The 13,970-nt window shown below is 64.5% G+C and carries 14 protein-coding genes; 12 read left to right on the forward strand and 2 right to left on the reverse strand.

The features are described from left to right. Positions 1-164 precede the first annotated feature (164 nt). Both AC0L18_RS24870 and gshB read right to left on the reverse strand, forming a co-directional pair. Complete coding sequence (locus tag AC0L18_RS24870; protein WP_023801437.1) at positions 165-1,697, reverse strand: YifB family Mg chelatase-like AAA ATPase; 1,533 nt, start codon at positions 1,695-1,697, stop codon at positions 165-167. Positions 1,698-1,878: 181 nt separating this feature from the next. Continuing rightward, positions 1,879-2,820, reverse strand: coding sequence for a glutathione synthase (gshB, locus tag AC0L18_RS24875; protein WP_473494594.1), 942 nt, complete (start codon positions 2,818-2,820; stop codon positions 1,879-1,881). A gap of 268 nt (positions 2,821-3,088) precedes the next feature. On the opposite strand from gshB, the gene AC0L18_RS24880 reads away from it, so the two are divergent. From AC0L18_RS24880 to AC0L18_RS24935, 12 genes are all read left to right on the forward strand, one after another. Next, positions 3,089-3,853, forward strand: a complete 765-nt coding sequence (locus AC0L18_RS24880) for an SDR family NAD(P)-dependent oxidoreductase (RefSeq protein ID WP_473494595.1) — start codon at positions 3,089-3,091, stop codon at positions 3,851-3,853. Continuing rightward, the gene (locus tag AC0L18_RS24885) at positions 3,850-4,803 is read left to right on the forward strand and encodes a 2-dehydro-3-deoxygalactonokinase (protein ID WP_473494596.1); all 954 of its coding nucleotides are present in this window, start codon (positions 3,850-3,852) and stop codon (positions 4,801-4,803) included. Before AC0L18_RS24880 ends, AC0L18_RS24885 begins: the two co-directional genes overlap by 4 nt. Continuing rightward, positions 4,800-5,441, forward strand: coding sequence for a 2-dehydro-3-deoxy-6-phosphogalactonate aldolase (locus AC0L18_RS24890; RefSeq protein WP_473494597.1), 642 nt, complete (start codon positions 4,800-4,802; stop codon positions 5,439-5,441). The genes AC0L18_RS24885 and AC0L18_RS24890 overlap by 4 nt, the downstream gene beginning before the upstream one ends. Beyond that, positions 5,438-6,319, forward strand: coding sequence for an SMP-30/gluconolactonase/LRE family protein (locus tag AC0L18_RS24895; RefSeq protein WP_473494598.1), 882 nt, complete (start codon positions 5,438-5,440; stop codon positions 6,317-6,319). The genes AC0L18_RS24890 and AC0L18_RS24895 overlap by 4 nt, the downstream gene beginning before the upstream one ends. Positions 6,320-6,414: 95 nt before the next feature. Continuing rightward, on the forward strand, positions 6,415-7,485 hold the full coding sequence (locus tag AC0L18_RS24900; protein WP_473494600.1) for a D-alanine--D-alanine ligase family protein: 1,071 nt from the start codon (positions 6,415-6,417) through the stop codon (positions 7,483-7,485). Between the two features lie 107 nt (positions 7,486-7,592). Further along, positions 7,593-8,261, forward strand: coding sequence for a helix-turn-helix domain-containing protein (locus AC0L18_RS24905; protein WP_473494601.1), 669 nt, complete (start codon positions 7,593-7,595; stop codon positions 8,259-8,261). 29 nt (positions 8,262-8,290) lie between these two features. Further along, a complete protein-coding gene (locus AC0L18_RS24910; protein WP_473494602.1) occupies positions 8,291-9,361 on the forward strand; it encodes an extracellular solute-binding protein in 1,071 nt (356 codons plus the stop codon). A gap of 10 nt (positions 9,362-9,371) precedes the next feature. Beyond that, the gene (locus tag AC0L18_RS24915) at positions 9,372-10,262 is read left to right on the forward strand and encodes an ABC transporter permease (RefSeq protein ID WP_473494604.1); all 891 of its coding nucleotides are present in this window, start codon (positions 9,372-9,374) and stop codon (positions 10,260-10,262) included. Then, positions 10,262-11,047 (forward strand): ABC transporter permease, encoded by a 786-nt coding sequence (locus tag AC0L18_RS24920; RefSeq protein WP_027154694.1) that lies wholly within the window; start codon positions 10,262-10,264, stop codon positions 11,045-11,047. The genes AC0L18_RS24915 and AC0L18_RS24920 overlap by 1 nt, the downstream gene beginning before the upstream one ends. Before the next feature lies 1 nt (position 11,048). Continuing rightward, entirely contained in the window at positions 11,049-12,158 is a 1,110-nt protein-coding gene (locus AC0L18_RS24925) for an ABC transporter ATP-binding protein (protein ID WP_473494605.1), read from the forward strand. Positions 12,159-12,182: 24 nt separating this feature from the next. Further along, positions 12,183-13,568: an NAD(P)/FAD-dependent oxidoreductase gene (locus AC0L18_RS24930; protein WP_473494606.1), complete on the forward strand. Its 1,386-nt coding sequence runs from the start codon at positions 12,183-12,185 to the stop codon at positions 13,566-13,568. Positions 13,569-13,593: 25 nt separating this feature from the next. Continuing rightward, positions 13,594-13,947: a cupin domain-containing protein gene (locus tag AC0L18_RS24935; protein ID WP_473494607.1), complete on the forward strand. Its 354-nt coding sequence runs from the start codon at positions 13,594-13,596 to the stop codon at positions 13,945-13,947. The last annotated feature ends 23 nt before the right edge of the window (positions 13,948-13,970 follow it).

Consider the following 13,970-nt stretch of genomic DNA (forward strand, 5'->3'; position numbering starts at 1 on the left):
CCCGCGATCAACTCTTCACCACCGAGAAGCTCAATCGTCTCGGCCCAGCCGTCATCTACAAGCGATTCGTGAGTCATTGCAGCGTAGAATCACAGCCGATTCCCCACTGCAACACCTATCTTAGCGCATATGCCCTCAAGGGACCCTCAAGGGGGAGGGGAACGTCACGCCGCCTGCGCCATTCGCTCCGAGCTCATGCGGTACGAAATCGCCTCGGCCAGATGGATGCGGCCGACAGTCTCGCTGGCCTCGAGATCGGCCAATGTCCGCGCCACCTTCAGCACCCGGTGATAGGCCCGCGCCGAAAAGCCGAGCTTTTCACTGGCATCCCTGAGCAGCGACAGGCCTGATGCATCCGGCATCGCGATCTCCTCGATGACAGAGGGGGAGCAGTGCGCGTTGGTGGTGACGGAGGTCGCGCCGAGCCGCTCGAAACGTTCGCGCTGGGTTGTCCGCGCGCGGGCCACGCGCAGCGCCACATCGGCACTTTTCTCCGCCCGGTCCGGCCGGATCAGATCGCTGGCCGAGACCGCCGGCACCTCGATCCGGAGATCGATGCGGTCGAGCAGCGGGCCTGATATGCGCGCCTGGTAGTCGGTGCGGCAGCGGTCGCCGCGCAGGCAGCGATAGCCCGGCTCGCCGGCCATGCCGCAGCGGCACGGGTTCATCGCCGCGACCAGCTGGATGCGCGCCGGATAGGTGACGCGATGATTGGCGCGGGCGATCATGCAGTCGCCGGTCTCCAGCGGCTGGCGCAGCGCGTCGAGCGCCTGCGGCGAGAATTCGGGGAACTCGTCGAGGAACAGCACGCCGTGGTGGGCTAGCGAGGCCTCGCCCGGCCGCACGCGCAGGCCGCCGCCGACCAGCGCCGCCATTGAGGCCGAATGGTGCGGCGCGCGGAACGGCCGCCGGTCGGTCAGCTTGCCTTCACCAAGCTCGCCGGCCACCGAGGCGATCATCGACACTTCGAGCAATTCCCTCGGCGCCAGCGGCGGCAGGATCGACGGCAGCCGCTGCGCCAGCATCGATTTTCCCGATCCTGGCGGACCGATCATCAACATGTTATGGCCGCCGGCCGCCGCCACTTCGAGTGCCCGCTTGGCGGTCTCCTGGCCCTTGATGTCGGCAAGATCCGGCAGGTCGCGCGCCGAGGCATGGATGCCGGCCTCCGGCCGCGACAGCACTTGCGTGCCGCGAAAATGATTGGCGATGGCGATCAGGCTGCGCGGCGCCAGAATGTCGAAATCCTTGCCGGCCCACGCCGCTTCCGGGCCGCAGGCGAAAGGGCAGATCAGGCCCTTGCCTTCGGCATTGGCGCCGATCGCCGCCGGCAGCGCGCCGGCCACCGCGGCGATGGTGCCGTCGAGCGACAGTTCGCCAAGCACGACATAGCCGGCCAGCATGTCGCCTGGAATGGCGCCAAGCGCCGCCATCAGGCCAAGCGCGATCGGCAAATCGTAATGGCTGCCTTCCTTGGGCAGATCGGCGGGCGCCAGATTGACGGTGACCTTCTTCGACGGCATCGACAGGCCCGATGCGTGCAGCGCCGCCTGCACCCGCTCCCGGCTTTCGGCCACCGCCTTGTCGCCGAGGCCGACGATGTGCATGTTGACCTTGCCCGGCGCGATCATCACCTGCACGTCGACCGGCACGGCCTCGATGCCCTGGAAAGCGACCGTGCGGACCCGCGCAACCATTTTTCTGCCCCCGGACATGGGCTCGCCCAAGCCCATGCGATCATGCCGCGAACGGCGTCATCCGAGACAACCACAGATTTTGCGCAAAGGCAAGAACATTACGGGAACAATCGAACGTTGTGCCTTGATGGCGTCGCATCGGCTACGGGCCGGAACACCGCCGTCCCGGCATGCAGGGACGTTACTTGCGCTTGTCCTCAACCGCATCCCAGAACAGGCTGGCGATGTCGGCGCCGCCGAAGCGTTTTACCTCGCGCACGCCGGTCGGCGACGTCACGTTGATCTCGGTCATGTAGTCGCCGATCACGTCGATGCCGACGAGGATAAAACCGCGCTCCTTCAGCGACGGGCCGATGCGGGCACAGATCTCGCGTTCGCGCTCCGTTAGTTCCGTTTTTTCGGCGCGGCCGCCGACATGCATGTTGGAGCGGGAATCATGCTCGGCCGGCACCCGGTTGATGGCGCCGACCGGCTCGCCGTCGATCAGGATGATGCGCTTGTCGCCGGCTCGCACCTCCTTCAGATAACGCTGGACGATATAGGGCTCGCGGAACATCTGGCCGAACATTTCGAGCAGCGAGGCGAGGTTGCGATCGGCCTCGTGCAGGTGGAAGATGCCGGCGCCGCCATTGCCGTAGAGCGGCTTGACGATGATGTCGCCGAACTCCCTGCGGAAGGCGGCAACCTCCTGGCTGTCCTTGGTGATCAGCGTTTCCGGCATCAGGTCGGGAAACTCGGTGACGAAGATCTTTTCCGGGCTGTTGCGCACCCAGGCCGGGTCATTGACCACAAGCGTCCTGGGATGGATGCACTCGAGCATATGCGTCGTGGTGATGTAGTTCATGTCGAACGGCGGGTCCTGCCTGAGCAGGACGACGTCCATCTTCGACAGGTCGGTCCGCACTTTCTCGCCGAGCGAATAGTGATTGCCCTTCTCGTCGCGGACCTGCATTTCCTCGACGCCGGCAAACACCTTGCCGTCGCGCAGCGACAGCCGGTCGGGCGTATAATGGAACAGCTGGTGGCCGCGTCGCTGCGCTTCCAGCGACAGCGCAAACGACGTGTCGCCGGCAATCGAGACGGTGGAGATGTGGTCCATCTGGACAGCGATTTTCAGAGGCATGGCGGATCTCCGGCGGATCGGATGGGCTGCTTGCCTGTACAGCTTCGCCCGTCATCTGCCAATCGCGACATTTGAGGATTGCCTTCGACGGCGCCTTGCGCGCCAAGGCAATCGGATCGCATTTCCCTGCCGGACATAGCCGGCCCGCGGCATAGCGGGGGCGTGATCGTCTTTTTGTCTGACATAAGCCTCGGGATTCGGTTTTTCGCACTTGCTCCCCCGACCGGGCTGGCTAGGATGCGCGCCGACTGAGCATGGGAGAAAAAAGATGCCATCGGCGCGCTTTGCCGACCTTGAGGGCGCTTCGGTGCTGATTACCGGCGGCGGCTCCGGAATTGGCGCGGCGCTGACCGAGGGTTTTGCCCGCCAGGGGGCAAAGGTCGCCTTCATCGACATCGCCGACGGCCCGAGCCTGGCGCTGGCCGATCGCATCGAAAAGGATCTCGGCCGCCGCCCCCTCTATCTCAAGACCGACATACGCGACGTCGAGGCGCTGCGGGCTTCGGCCGCCAGGGCGGCAGAGGCGCATGGCGACGTCACCGTGCTGGTCAACAATGCAGCACTTGACGATCGCCACGCGGTGGAAGACGTCACCGTGGAGTTCTGGGACAACAACCAGGCGGTCAACCTGCGTCCGCATTTCTTCTCCGCACAGGCGGTGGCGCCGGGCATGAAGCGCGCCGGCGGCGGCTCGATCATCAACTTCACGTCGACGTCGTTCCTGATCAACCACCCCGACATGCCGGCCTATACCGCCGCCAAGGCGGGGATCGTCGGCCTGACCAAGGGGCTTGCCGGCAAGCTCGGCGCCGACGGCATTCGCGTCAATGCGATCGCACCCGGCTGGGTGATCACCGAGCGGCAGAAACAGCTCTGGGTCACCGAACAGGCGCTCGCCGCCCACGTGGCCAAGCAATGCATCAAGCAGGTGATGCAGCCGGAAGACGTCGTCGGCACGGTGCTGTTCCTGGCGTCGGACGCTTCGCGCATGCTGACCGCACAGATGCTGATCGTCGACGGGGGCTTCCTGTGAATTCAGCGAGCAACGTGCCTTCTGTGGCCGCCGTCGACTGGGGCACCACCCGTCTCAGGGTCTGGCTGGTCGATGAGGCCGGAAATGTCCTCGCCGAGCGTCGCGGCGACGACGGGCTGATCACCGCGCAGGCGGCCGGGTTTTCGACCATCCTCGAAGGACATCTGGCGGCGATGGGCGCGCCGAAAACGATGCCCGTGATCATCTGCGGCATGGCCGGCTCGCGCCAGGGCTGGCTGGAGGCGCCCTATGTCAGCGTGCCGGCGCCGATCGGCGCCATCCTTGCCGGTGCTGCGCGCGTTCCCGGGCAGCGCCGCGACATCCGCATCGTGCCGGGCCTTGCCCAGCGCCAGGCCGACGCGCCTGACGTCATGCGCGGCGAGGAAACGCAGCTTGCCGGCGCCGGTTTGCCGGCAACAAGCCGCCATCTCGTCTGCATGCCCGGCACCCACTCCAAATGGGTGCTGGTCGAGGACGGCGCCGTTGCCGGTTTTGGCACCTGGCCGACCGGCGAGCTGTTTTCGGTGCTGGCGGCGCATTCGATCCTGCGCCATTCGCTGGGCGAGCAGCCCAAGCCGGTTGCACCAGGCAATCCGTTTTTCCAGCGCTGGTGCGAGATCGCGCTGGCCGAGGGCGGCGATGTCACATCGAGGCTGTTCTCGATCCGCGCTGCGGGCCTATTGCAGGACCTGAAACCCGACGATGCCGCTGCGTGCCTGTCCGGCCTGCTGATCGGCGGCGAGATCGCCTCGGCCAGCCGCCGCTATCGAAAAGGCGCGGCGTCGATCGTGCTGGTCGCATCCGGCGCGCTCGGCACCCTCTACACTGAGGCGCTCGGTCTTGCCGGGCTTGCGGTGAGAGCCGTCGATGCCGACGAGGCGGTGCGTGCCGGCCTCATCGAGGCGGCGCGCAAAAATGGCATGATTGCTGGAAGCGGAGTTGCCGCATGACCGAGACCGCATCGTTTCCGAAGCTCGAGCGCGGGCTTGTCGCCATCCTGCGCGGCCTCAAGCCGGACGAGGCGGTGGCCGTCGGCCGGGCGATCTTCGAGGCCGGCATCGAAGCGATCGAAGTGCCGCTCAATTCGCCGGATCCGTTTGTCTCCATCGCGAGAATTGTTGAGGCGCTGCCGGCGACGGCATTGGTCGGCGCGGGGACTGTGTTGACCGCAGCCGATGTCGACGGACTGAACAAGGCCGGCGGGCGGCTGCTGGTCAGCCCCAACATCGATGCCGAGGTCATGGGTCGCGCCATGAATTACGGCATGGTGACGATGCCGGGCGTATTCACGCCGACCGAAGCCTTCCAGGCCATCGGGCTCGGCGCTTCGGCGCTGAAATTCTTCCCAGCCAGCGTGCTCGGCGCGGCCGGGATCGCGGCGATGCGCGCCGTTTTGCCGGCTGAGACGCTGGTCGGCGCGGTCGGCGGCGTGTCGGAGAAGGACTTTGCCGACTACAAGGCGGCCGGTGTCAGCGTCTTCGGCCTTGGCTCCAGCCTGTTCAAGCCTGGTATGAGCGTCGACGAGGTGGCAACGCGGGCGCAGGCCGCAGTCGCGGCCTGGGACGCAGCGTTTGGAGCAGCGTCATGAGCGAAGCCATCGTTTCGGTTTTTTCCGACCATGTCTGTCAACTCGGCGAAGGCCCGAGCTATGACCCCGCCACCGAAACACTCTACTGGTTCGACATCGTCAACGGCCAGCTTCTGGAAAAGCCCCTGTCCGGCGGTGCCGTCAAAATCCACGAGCTTGGCCAAATGGCCAGCGCGATCGCCGTCGTCGACGACAAAAGACAGTTGATCGCCACCGAAACCGGCCTGCATGTCCGCGACGTGGCGACCGGCAAAATGACGCTGCATACGGTCATCGAGGCCGACAATCCGGCGACGCGCTCGAACGATTCGCGCGTCCATCCCTGCGGCGCCTTTTGGGTCGGCACGATGGGCAAGGGCGAGGCAAAGGCCGCTGGTTCGATCTACTGGTTCTTCAGGGGTGAATTGCGCCGGCTCTATTCAGACATCACGGTGTCGAACTCGATCTGTTTTTCCGAAGATGGAACCGTTGCCCATTACACCGATACCAGCACCGGCCTGTTGATGCGCGTCGGCTGCGATCCGGCGACCGGCCTGCCGGCTGGCGAGCCAAAAATCTTCGTCGATCACCGCAAGGCCAAGGGCTATATCGACGGTTCGGTGCTCGATCGCGACGGTGTCCTGTGGAACGCCTGCTGGGGCGGCAGCGTCGTCGAAGGCTACGGGCCTGACGGCAAGCTCATCCGTTCGGTCGCGATGCCGGTGACGCAGCCGTCCTGCCCGGCCTTTGTCGGCAGGAATGCCGACCGGCTGGCGGTCACCTCCGCCTGGTCGGGCAAGGATAAGAAACAGCGCCTGCTGGACCCGCAAGCCGGCATGACGTTTCTGCTCGACATTCCGGTCAACGGCCGCTTCGAGCCGCGCGTGCTGATTGGCTAGGCTGACGTCGATTTCGCGAAAGCCTGATACATTTGCCATGCGATGGTAGGCAGTCGCGCTGCCAGGCCCGTTCATCGCCAGGAATCGTTGATGCCATGACAAGCCGCAGGCCGAAGCTGATCCTAGTCTACGAGCCGGAAAACGCCTGCTTCCAGCGGCTGGTTGCCGATGGCCACGTGCCGGCGCACGCAGCCGAAATCGCCTCCTATCTGGCGCAATCGACCGACATCGCCCCCGAGTTCGACGCGCTGGCCGCAGCCTGCCAGACGCGCGGCCTGTCCTTCGCGCCGGTGACGCTCGACGATGCCGCAAACGTGCTAGCCGGTGAGGATCCGAAGACGACGCTGGTGTGGACGCTGACCGACGGTATCGCCTATTTCCGCGGCGGTGCGGCGCCGGCGCTGGCAAGGCTGAACGGCCTGAAGCTGCTCGGCGCCGATGATGCGCTGTTTGCACTCTGCCAGGACAAATTCCGCTCCGGCGCCGTGCTCAGCGCACTCGGCCTGCCGGTGCCGCAATCCGGTTTGGCCCGCGACGGACGCTGGCTGGTCGAGCCACCGGCCTCGCCAGCCGGCTGGTTCGTCAAGCCGAGCCGGCTTGGCGCCAAGATTGGCATCTGGCCGGATTCGCGCAGCAGAGATCTCGGCCACGCGCTTGAGCTTAGCCGGCGCGTCTTCGCTGCCTATCGCGATGATGTCGTCGTGCAGCCCTACGTCACCGGGCGCAATGCGCGCGCCAGTTTTCTCGGTCTGAAGCCGGACACCGGCGTCGAAGCGCTCGGCATCGTCTTTGTCGAGTCGGGAAGTGATTTCCAGACAATGGAAGACAGCCTGGCGCTCTACGGCGACACCGGCGAGGCTGCCAGGGCGGCGGGAACATATGCCGAGCCGGTGCTGCTGCCGGTTGCCGCCAGCCAGCCGCGAGCCGATGCAAGGATCCGACGGATCGCGCAAAGCCTGATCGCCGGGCTTGGCCTGCGGGATGTGTTTTCCGTCGATTTCCGGATCGGAGCCGACGATAGCATCCACCTCATCGAGTTCGAGGTCTGCCCGGGCCTGCCCTGCTTCGATTTCCGCGCCTATTGCCGCACGCAATGGGGGATGGGCCTCGCCGATGCGATGGCCGCGACCGCCACGAGCCGTTTTTTCGCCTCGCCCATGAAATGAGCAGCGCCCGCGTACGCAGCCGCGCCGACGGGCCAGGACCGTGCCTCGACAAACGGCTTGCGCTTCGACACTCCACTTAATAAGGTGTTAAGTGAAGGAGGCACTCGGTGAAAGTCGACCCTGCGACATTCCCGGAGGTAGCCGCGCTGGCGGCGACGGAAGCCGGCAAGGCCAAGCATGTCGGCGGCCGGATCAAGGCCATTCGCACGGCCCGACGCATTTCGCTTCGCCAGCTGGCTGACATGGTCGGCACGACGGCGAGCTTCATCAGCCAGCTCGAGCGAAATCTGAGCGGCGCCAGTGCCAGCACCCTGATGCGGATCGCGGCAGCCTTGGATCTCGGCATCAACGACCTGTTCGAGCAGACTGAAGGCGGGTTCCACAAGGTGCTTACCAGAGCCGACCGCCCCCTGCTGCCGATCAGCCACGGTTGCCGAAAGACGTTGCTGTCGCGGCGGCCGATCCATGAATTCGAAGTTTATTCGGGGGAGTTCGACGTCGGCGGCTCGACCGGCGACGAAGCTTACACGCATGGCGGCAAGCACGAGATGTTCGTCGTCCTGAAGGGAACAGTCGAGCTGACGCTGGCAGACGAGCGCTTCGTCATGAACGAAGGCGACAGCATCGAATACGCCACCTCGACGCCGCATCGTACAGAGAATGTCGGCAAGAAGCCGGCGCAGGTGCTCTGGATCATCGCGCCCCCGACCAGTGGCGCGGCGGAACTCAATCGATACACGCCCGGACAAGGCTCGCAGCCGGACGGACCGAACTAATGCGGGCGCACATAAATGGGAGATAAAACATGAAGACCAAGATCGGACAGGTGGCCGCGCTCGGGCTGCTGATGATCACCACATCAGCGCTTGCGCAGAGCAAGCCGGTGGCGGGCGAGGTAGCAGAGGGCTCGCTGAAGGGCAAGACGCTCACCTTCGTCTCGTATGGGGGCATTTATCAGGATGGTCAGATCGCTGCGCTGAAAGAGTTCGTCGACAAATCAGGCGTGACGCTGCTCAGCGACGGGCCAACCGAGATCTCGAAATTGCAGGCGCAGGTCGAGTCCGGCAATGTCACCTGGGACGTTGTCGATACCGGCGATTTCCCGCCCTACGTCTATTGCGGCAAGCTGTTCCAGAAGCTGGACTTCTCAAAGATCGATACGTCCAACATTCCGGAGGGCCAGATCAGCGAATGCAGCGTGCCGGCCATGAACTATGGCGTGGTGCTGATGTACAACACCGAAAAGTACAAGGATAACCCGCCCAAGAACTGGAAGGATTTCTTCGACATCGAGAAATTCCCGGGCTCGCGCGCCCTGGACGGCAGCGGCGATCTGTCCGGCGGCATGATTGAGCAGGCACTGCTCGCCGCCGGCGGGTCGGTCGAAAACATGACCGTTGCCGATATCGACAAGGCTATCGAGAAGGTGAAATCGCTCGGCCCGGACACGATCTTCTGGAAGACCGGCGCCGATTCCCAGCAGCTCGCCGAATCCGGCGAAGCCGACATGATCGCGATGTGGACCGGACGTGCCATGACCGCGGTGAAGAACGGCGCGAAGTACACGCCGGCGTGGCAGGACTGGCTGGTGGTGATGGATCAGATGACCATTCCGATGGGCGTCAAGGACCCCGACGCCGCGCATGCGCTGATCAACGCCTACCTCGGCAAGAGCGCGCAGGAGACGCTTGCAAAAACCACCTCGTATACCCCGATCCACAAGGACGCGAAGCCCGAAGTGGACGAGATCACCGCGGCGTTCATGACCAACACGCCGGACAAGCTGAAGCTTGGCTATCAGCAGAACATCAAGTTCTGGGTGGAGAACTTCGAGGTGGCGAACGAAAAGTGGAACGGGTTGATGGCCGGCAATTAGGTCCGCCGCCGTGGCAACGAGAGCAATCGACAGCCGGGACACTGTTCCGGCTGTCGCGGCAGACGGCCGGCGGCGCTGGTTTCGTGGACAGGCTTTCTGGCTCGTCGCGCCGTCGCTGCTGCTGCTCGTCATCTGCCTGGGCCTGCCGCTCGCCATCGTCACCTTGCGCAGCTTTTCCGAGCCGCAATGGGGATGGCAGAACTATGCGTGGTTCTTCGGCACACCGGTCAATCTGACGGTGCTTCAGCGGACCTTCGCGATCTCCGCCTGGGCTACGCTGGTATGTCTCATCGCCGGCTATCCCTATGCCTATGTGATGACCGCGGTCGGACCCAGGATGCGGCTCGTCCTCATCCTGTGCGTGCTGGTGCCGTTCTGGGTGAGCGGCGTGGTGCGCACTCTGGCATGGGTCATCCTGCTGCAGGATTCCGGCGTGATCAACTCCGTCATCAGGGCAGTCGGCCTCAGCCCGGTCAAGCTGATCCGCACGCAGACAGGCGTGGTGATCGGCATGGCGCAGGTGCTGTTGCCGTTCATGATCCTGCCGCTCTATTCGGTGATGAAGACGATCGACCTGCGGCTCATGCAGGCGGCACGGAGCCTCGGCGCGAGCCCGGCGCGCGCCTTTGCCCAGGTCTATCTGCCGCTCTCGCTTCCGGGCGTCTACGCGGGCGCCATCATCGTCTTCATTCTTGCACTCGGCTTCTACATCACCCCGGCGCTGCTCGGTGGTCCGCGATCGACCATGCTCTCGACCCTGATCCAGAACCAGGTGCTCAGCCTGCTCAACTGGGGCCGCGGCGGTGCGATGGGTGTGGTGCTGTTGATCGCGACCTTCGTCCTGCTCGCGCTCGCAGCGCCGCTGTCGCGTCAACCGTACAAGACGGGCTCGAGGCGCTGATGAAACAGCCCGGTCGAATCCTGCTCGGTCTGTACTGCCTGCTGGTAGCGGTCTGGCTGGTCGCACCGACAATCGTTGTCGTGCCGATGTCGTTCAACGACAAGAAGTCGCTGGCCTTTCCGCCATCCGGCTTTTCCTGGCAGTGGTACCAGAACTTTTTCACCAACCCCGAATGGTCGGCGAGCCTGGTCGGCTCGCTCAAGGTCGCCGTCGTCACGGCGCTGTTCGCCACCGTCATCGGCACGCTGGCGGCATTCGGCCTCGACCGCATGAAAAGTCGCGTCAGCGGCGTGCTGCGCGCGCTGCTGATCACGCCAATGGTCGTGCCGGGGGTGGTGCTCGCCGTCGGAATCTACGCGGTCTATCTCGATACGCGGTTGGTCGGCACCATGACCGGCTTCGTGCTGGCCCACACGATGCTCGCCGTTCCTTTCGTCATCATCGCCGTCTCCGCCAGCCTGGAAGTCTTCGACAAACGGCTTGAGACTGCTGCGGCCAGCCTCGGCGCGACCCGGCTGACGGCGTTCAGGACGGTGACCTTGCCGCTGATCGCGCCGGGCATCCTGTCGGGACTGCTGTTTGCGTTCGTGACCTCATTCGACGAGATCATCGTCGCGCTGTTCATCACCAGCCCGTATCTGAAGACACTGCCGGTCCAGATATTCTCGAGCATCACCCGGGACGCCGACCCCACCGTTGCGGCAGTGGGCACGCTGCTCTTCATCGTGACGTCGCTAGTGATCGGGGCGGGGCTGCTGATCGGTTCGAGACAGGGAAAACGTTGACATGGACTCACCATCGACCCGCGGCGCAGCCATAGATCTCAAATCCGTCAGCAAACACTATGGCAGCTTCATCGCCCTCGACAAGGTCTCGCTGCGCATCGAGCCGGGGGAGTTCATGACGCTGCTCGGACCCAGCGGTTCGGGCAAGACGACCACACTCAACGTCATCGCCGGCTTCACCGAAGTCAGCTCGGGTTCACTTGACGTCGGCGGCAAAAGCGTCATCGGCGTACCGGCGCACAAACGCAATATCGGCGTCGTCTTCCAGCACTACGCGCTGTTCCCGCATATGACGGTGAGCAGGAACGTCGCATATCCGCTGACCCTGCGCGGCATCGCCAATCCCGATCGCGCGGCCCGGGTGCGCAAGGCGCTGGACATGGTGAGGATGGCCGATTTCGGCCACCGCTTCCCCAGCGAGCTCTCCGGCGGACAGCAGCAGCGCGTCGCGCTGGCGCGTGCCATCGTATTCGACCCGCCGCTGCTCTTGATGGACGAGCCGCTCGGCGCACTCGACAAGAAGCTGCGTGAATGGCTGCAGCTCGAGATCAAACGGATCCACAGGGAATTGGGCACCACCTTCGTCTACGTCACACACGATCAGGAGGAGGCCCTGGTCCTCTCGGACCGCATCGCCGTGTTCAACCAGGGACGCATCGAGCAGATCGGCACCGGTCGCCAACTCTACGACGAGCCCGAGACGTTGTTCGTCGGAAAGTTCGTCGGCGACTCGACGATACTGCGTGGTGCAGCCTCCACCTCCGGCAACGAGACCGCCATCGACGTAGCCGGACGGAACGTGGCCGCCGCCAAACGCCTTGCCGACGGCGCCAAGCCGGTGATGCTGCTGCGGCCGGAGAAGCTGAGCCTCGCCAGGCGGGGAAAGGGCGGACAAGATCGAAACACCCTGCCCGGGCGCATCGGCGAGGCCATCTATCTCGGATCTGGCTCTAAATACGAGGTCGTGCTGGCCGACACCTCGAAGGCGATCGTGCGCTCGACGCTGGAGGCCGAGACCTTCGCCATCGGCGACGAGGTCGACCTCGTATTCGCGGGCAGCGACGTGAAGCTGCTGGCCGACGACGAAAACGCCGATTTCACGCTGACCTAAAATCCTGTCTGGGAAATCGCGACAATGGACGTGAAGAAGAACGGCGACGTTTCATTCTGGTATGCCGACATCGGCGGGGTGCCCGGCTATCGGCCGCCGCTGCAGGGCGATATCGTGGCCGACGTCTGCATCGTCGGGGCCGGCTACACCGGCCTTTGGACCGCCTATTATCTGAAGCAGGCAGCCCCGCATCTCAATATTGTCGTCATCGAGAAGGAGTTCGCCGGCTTCGGTGCTTCGGGGCGCAATGGCGGCTGGCTGTCCGGCGGGTTCTCTTGGTCGCGCGAAAAATATGAGGAGGCAACCTCGCGCGCTGCAGTCATCGCCATGCAGGCGGCAATGACGGGCACGGTGAACGAGATCATATCGGTTGCGGAAGCTGAAGGCATCGACGCCGACATTCGTCGCACCGACGAACTGCTGGTCGCAACCAACGAGGCGCAGGAGCAGCGCGCCAAGGCGATGTATGCCCATGCCAGATCCTGGGCGCTGACCGACGAGCGCGTCGGGTATATCGATGCAGCCGAGATGCGTCGGCGCATAGCGGTACACAACGCCCGCGGCGCCTTCGTCATCAAGAAGGTTGCGCGGATTCAGCCCGCAAAGCTGGTGCAGGGGCTCGCCAGGGCAGTGGAGCGGCTCGGCGTCCCGATCTACGAACAGACGACCGTGCTGTCGATCGAGAAGGGCACGGTCGCAACCAACCGGGGCGTGGTGCGAGCCGAAAAGATCGTGCGGGCGACCGAGGGTTTTACCGCGGGAATCGCCGGCCACGAAAGACTGTGGTTGGCGCTCAACAGCGCCATCGTGGTCACCGAGCCGCTTTCCGACAAGCTGTGGGGCGAAATCGGCTGGGATGGCTACGAGGTGCTCGGCGACGCCGCGCACACTTACTGCTACGCCCAGCGCACCCGGGAAGGACGCATTGCCATGGGCGGGCGCGGGGTGCCCTATCGGTTAGGCTCGAAGACCGACGTTCGAGGCGTCACCCAGCAGGCGACGATCGACAAGCTGCATAAAATCCTGACGACGCTTCTGCCGCAGACCAAGGGGCTCAAGCTCGACCACGCGTGGTGTGGAACGCTGGGCGTGCCGCGCGACTGGTGCACGACGGTGGGCTTTGACAGGCACACCGGAATAGCCTGGGCCGGCGGTTATGTCGGCCTCGGCGTTTCCACCTCGAACCTCTCAGGGCGCACTCTGCGCGATCTGCTGCTGGGCAACGACACCGAGTTGACGCGGCTTCCCTGGGTCAATCGAACCGTGCGCAAGTGGGAGCCAGAGCCGCTGCGCTGGCTTGGCGTCCATTCGATGTATCAGCTCTATCGAATTGCCGACGAGCGGGAAGCAAAGGGGCTGCCGCGCACGTCGCGGCTGGCCGCCCTGGCCGATCGCATCACCGGGCACTGACCCGCATCACTTCGAGGATTTAGCAATGATGGACTTCAAGACCTTCGCCCACCTGGCGCATATCGACCTCGGTGAGCCCCAGCCGAAACCCACCTCGCTGGAAGGCGATCAGCTGGAAGCAGCCAACACGCTTTGGACGTCGGAGGATGGCAAGATCGAAGTCGGTGTCTGGGAATGTTCGCAAGGCCGGTTCACCGCGCGCCGCGAGACGAATTCCGAGATCTGCCACATCGTGTCCGGCCGCGTGACGCTGCACGGTCCTGGTGGCGCAGCCAAAGATGTCGGACCCGGCGAATTGCTCGTCCTGCCGCTTGGCTGGGAGGGCGAATGGACCATCCATGAGAAAACGCGCAAGCTTTACATCCTGCATTCGATCTGAACGCCGCGGGCACGTTCGCGACG

The sequence above is a fragment of the Mesorhizobium sp. WSM4819 genome (assembly GCF_055811215.1).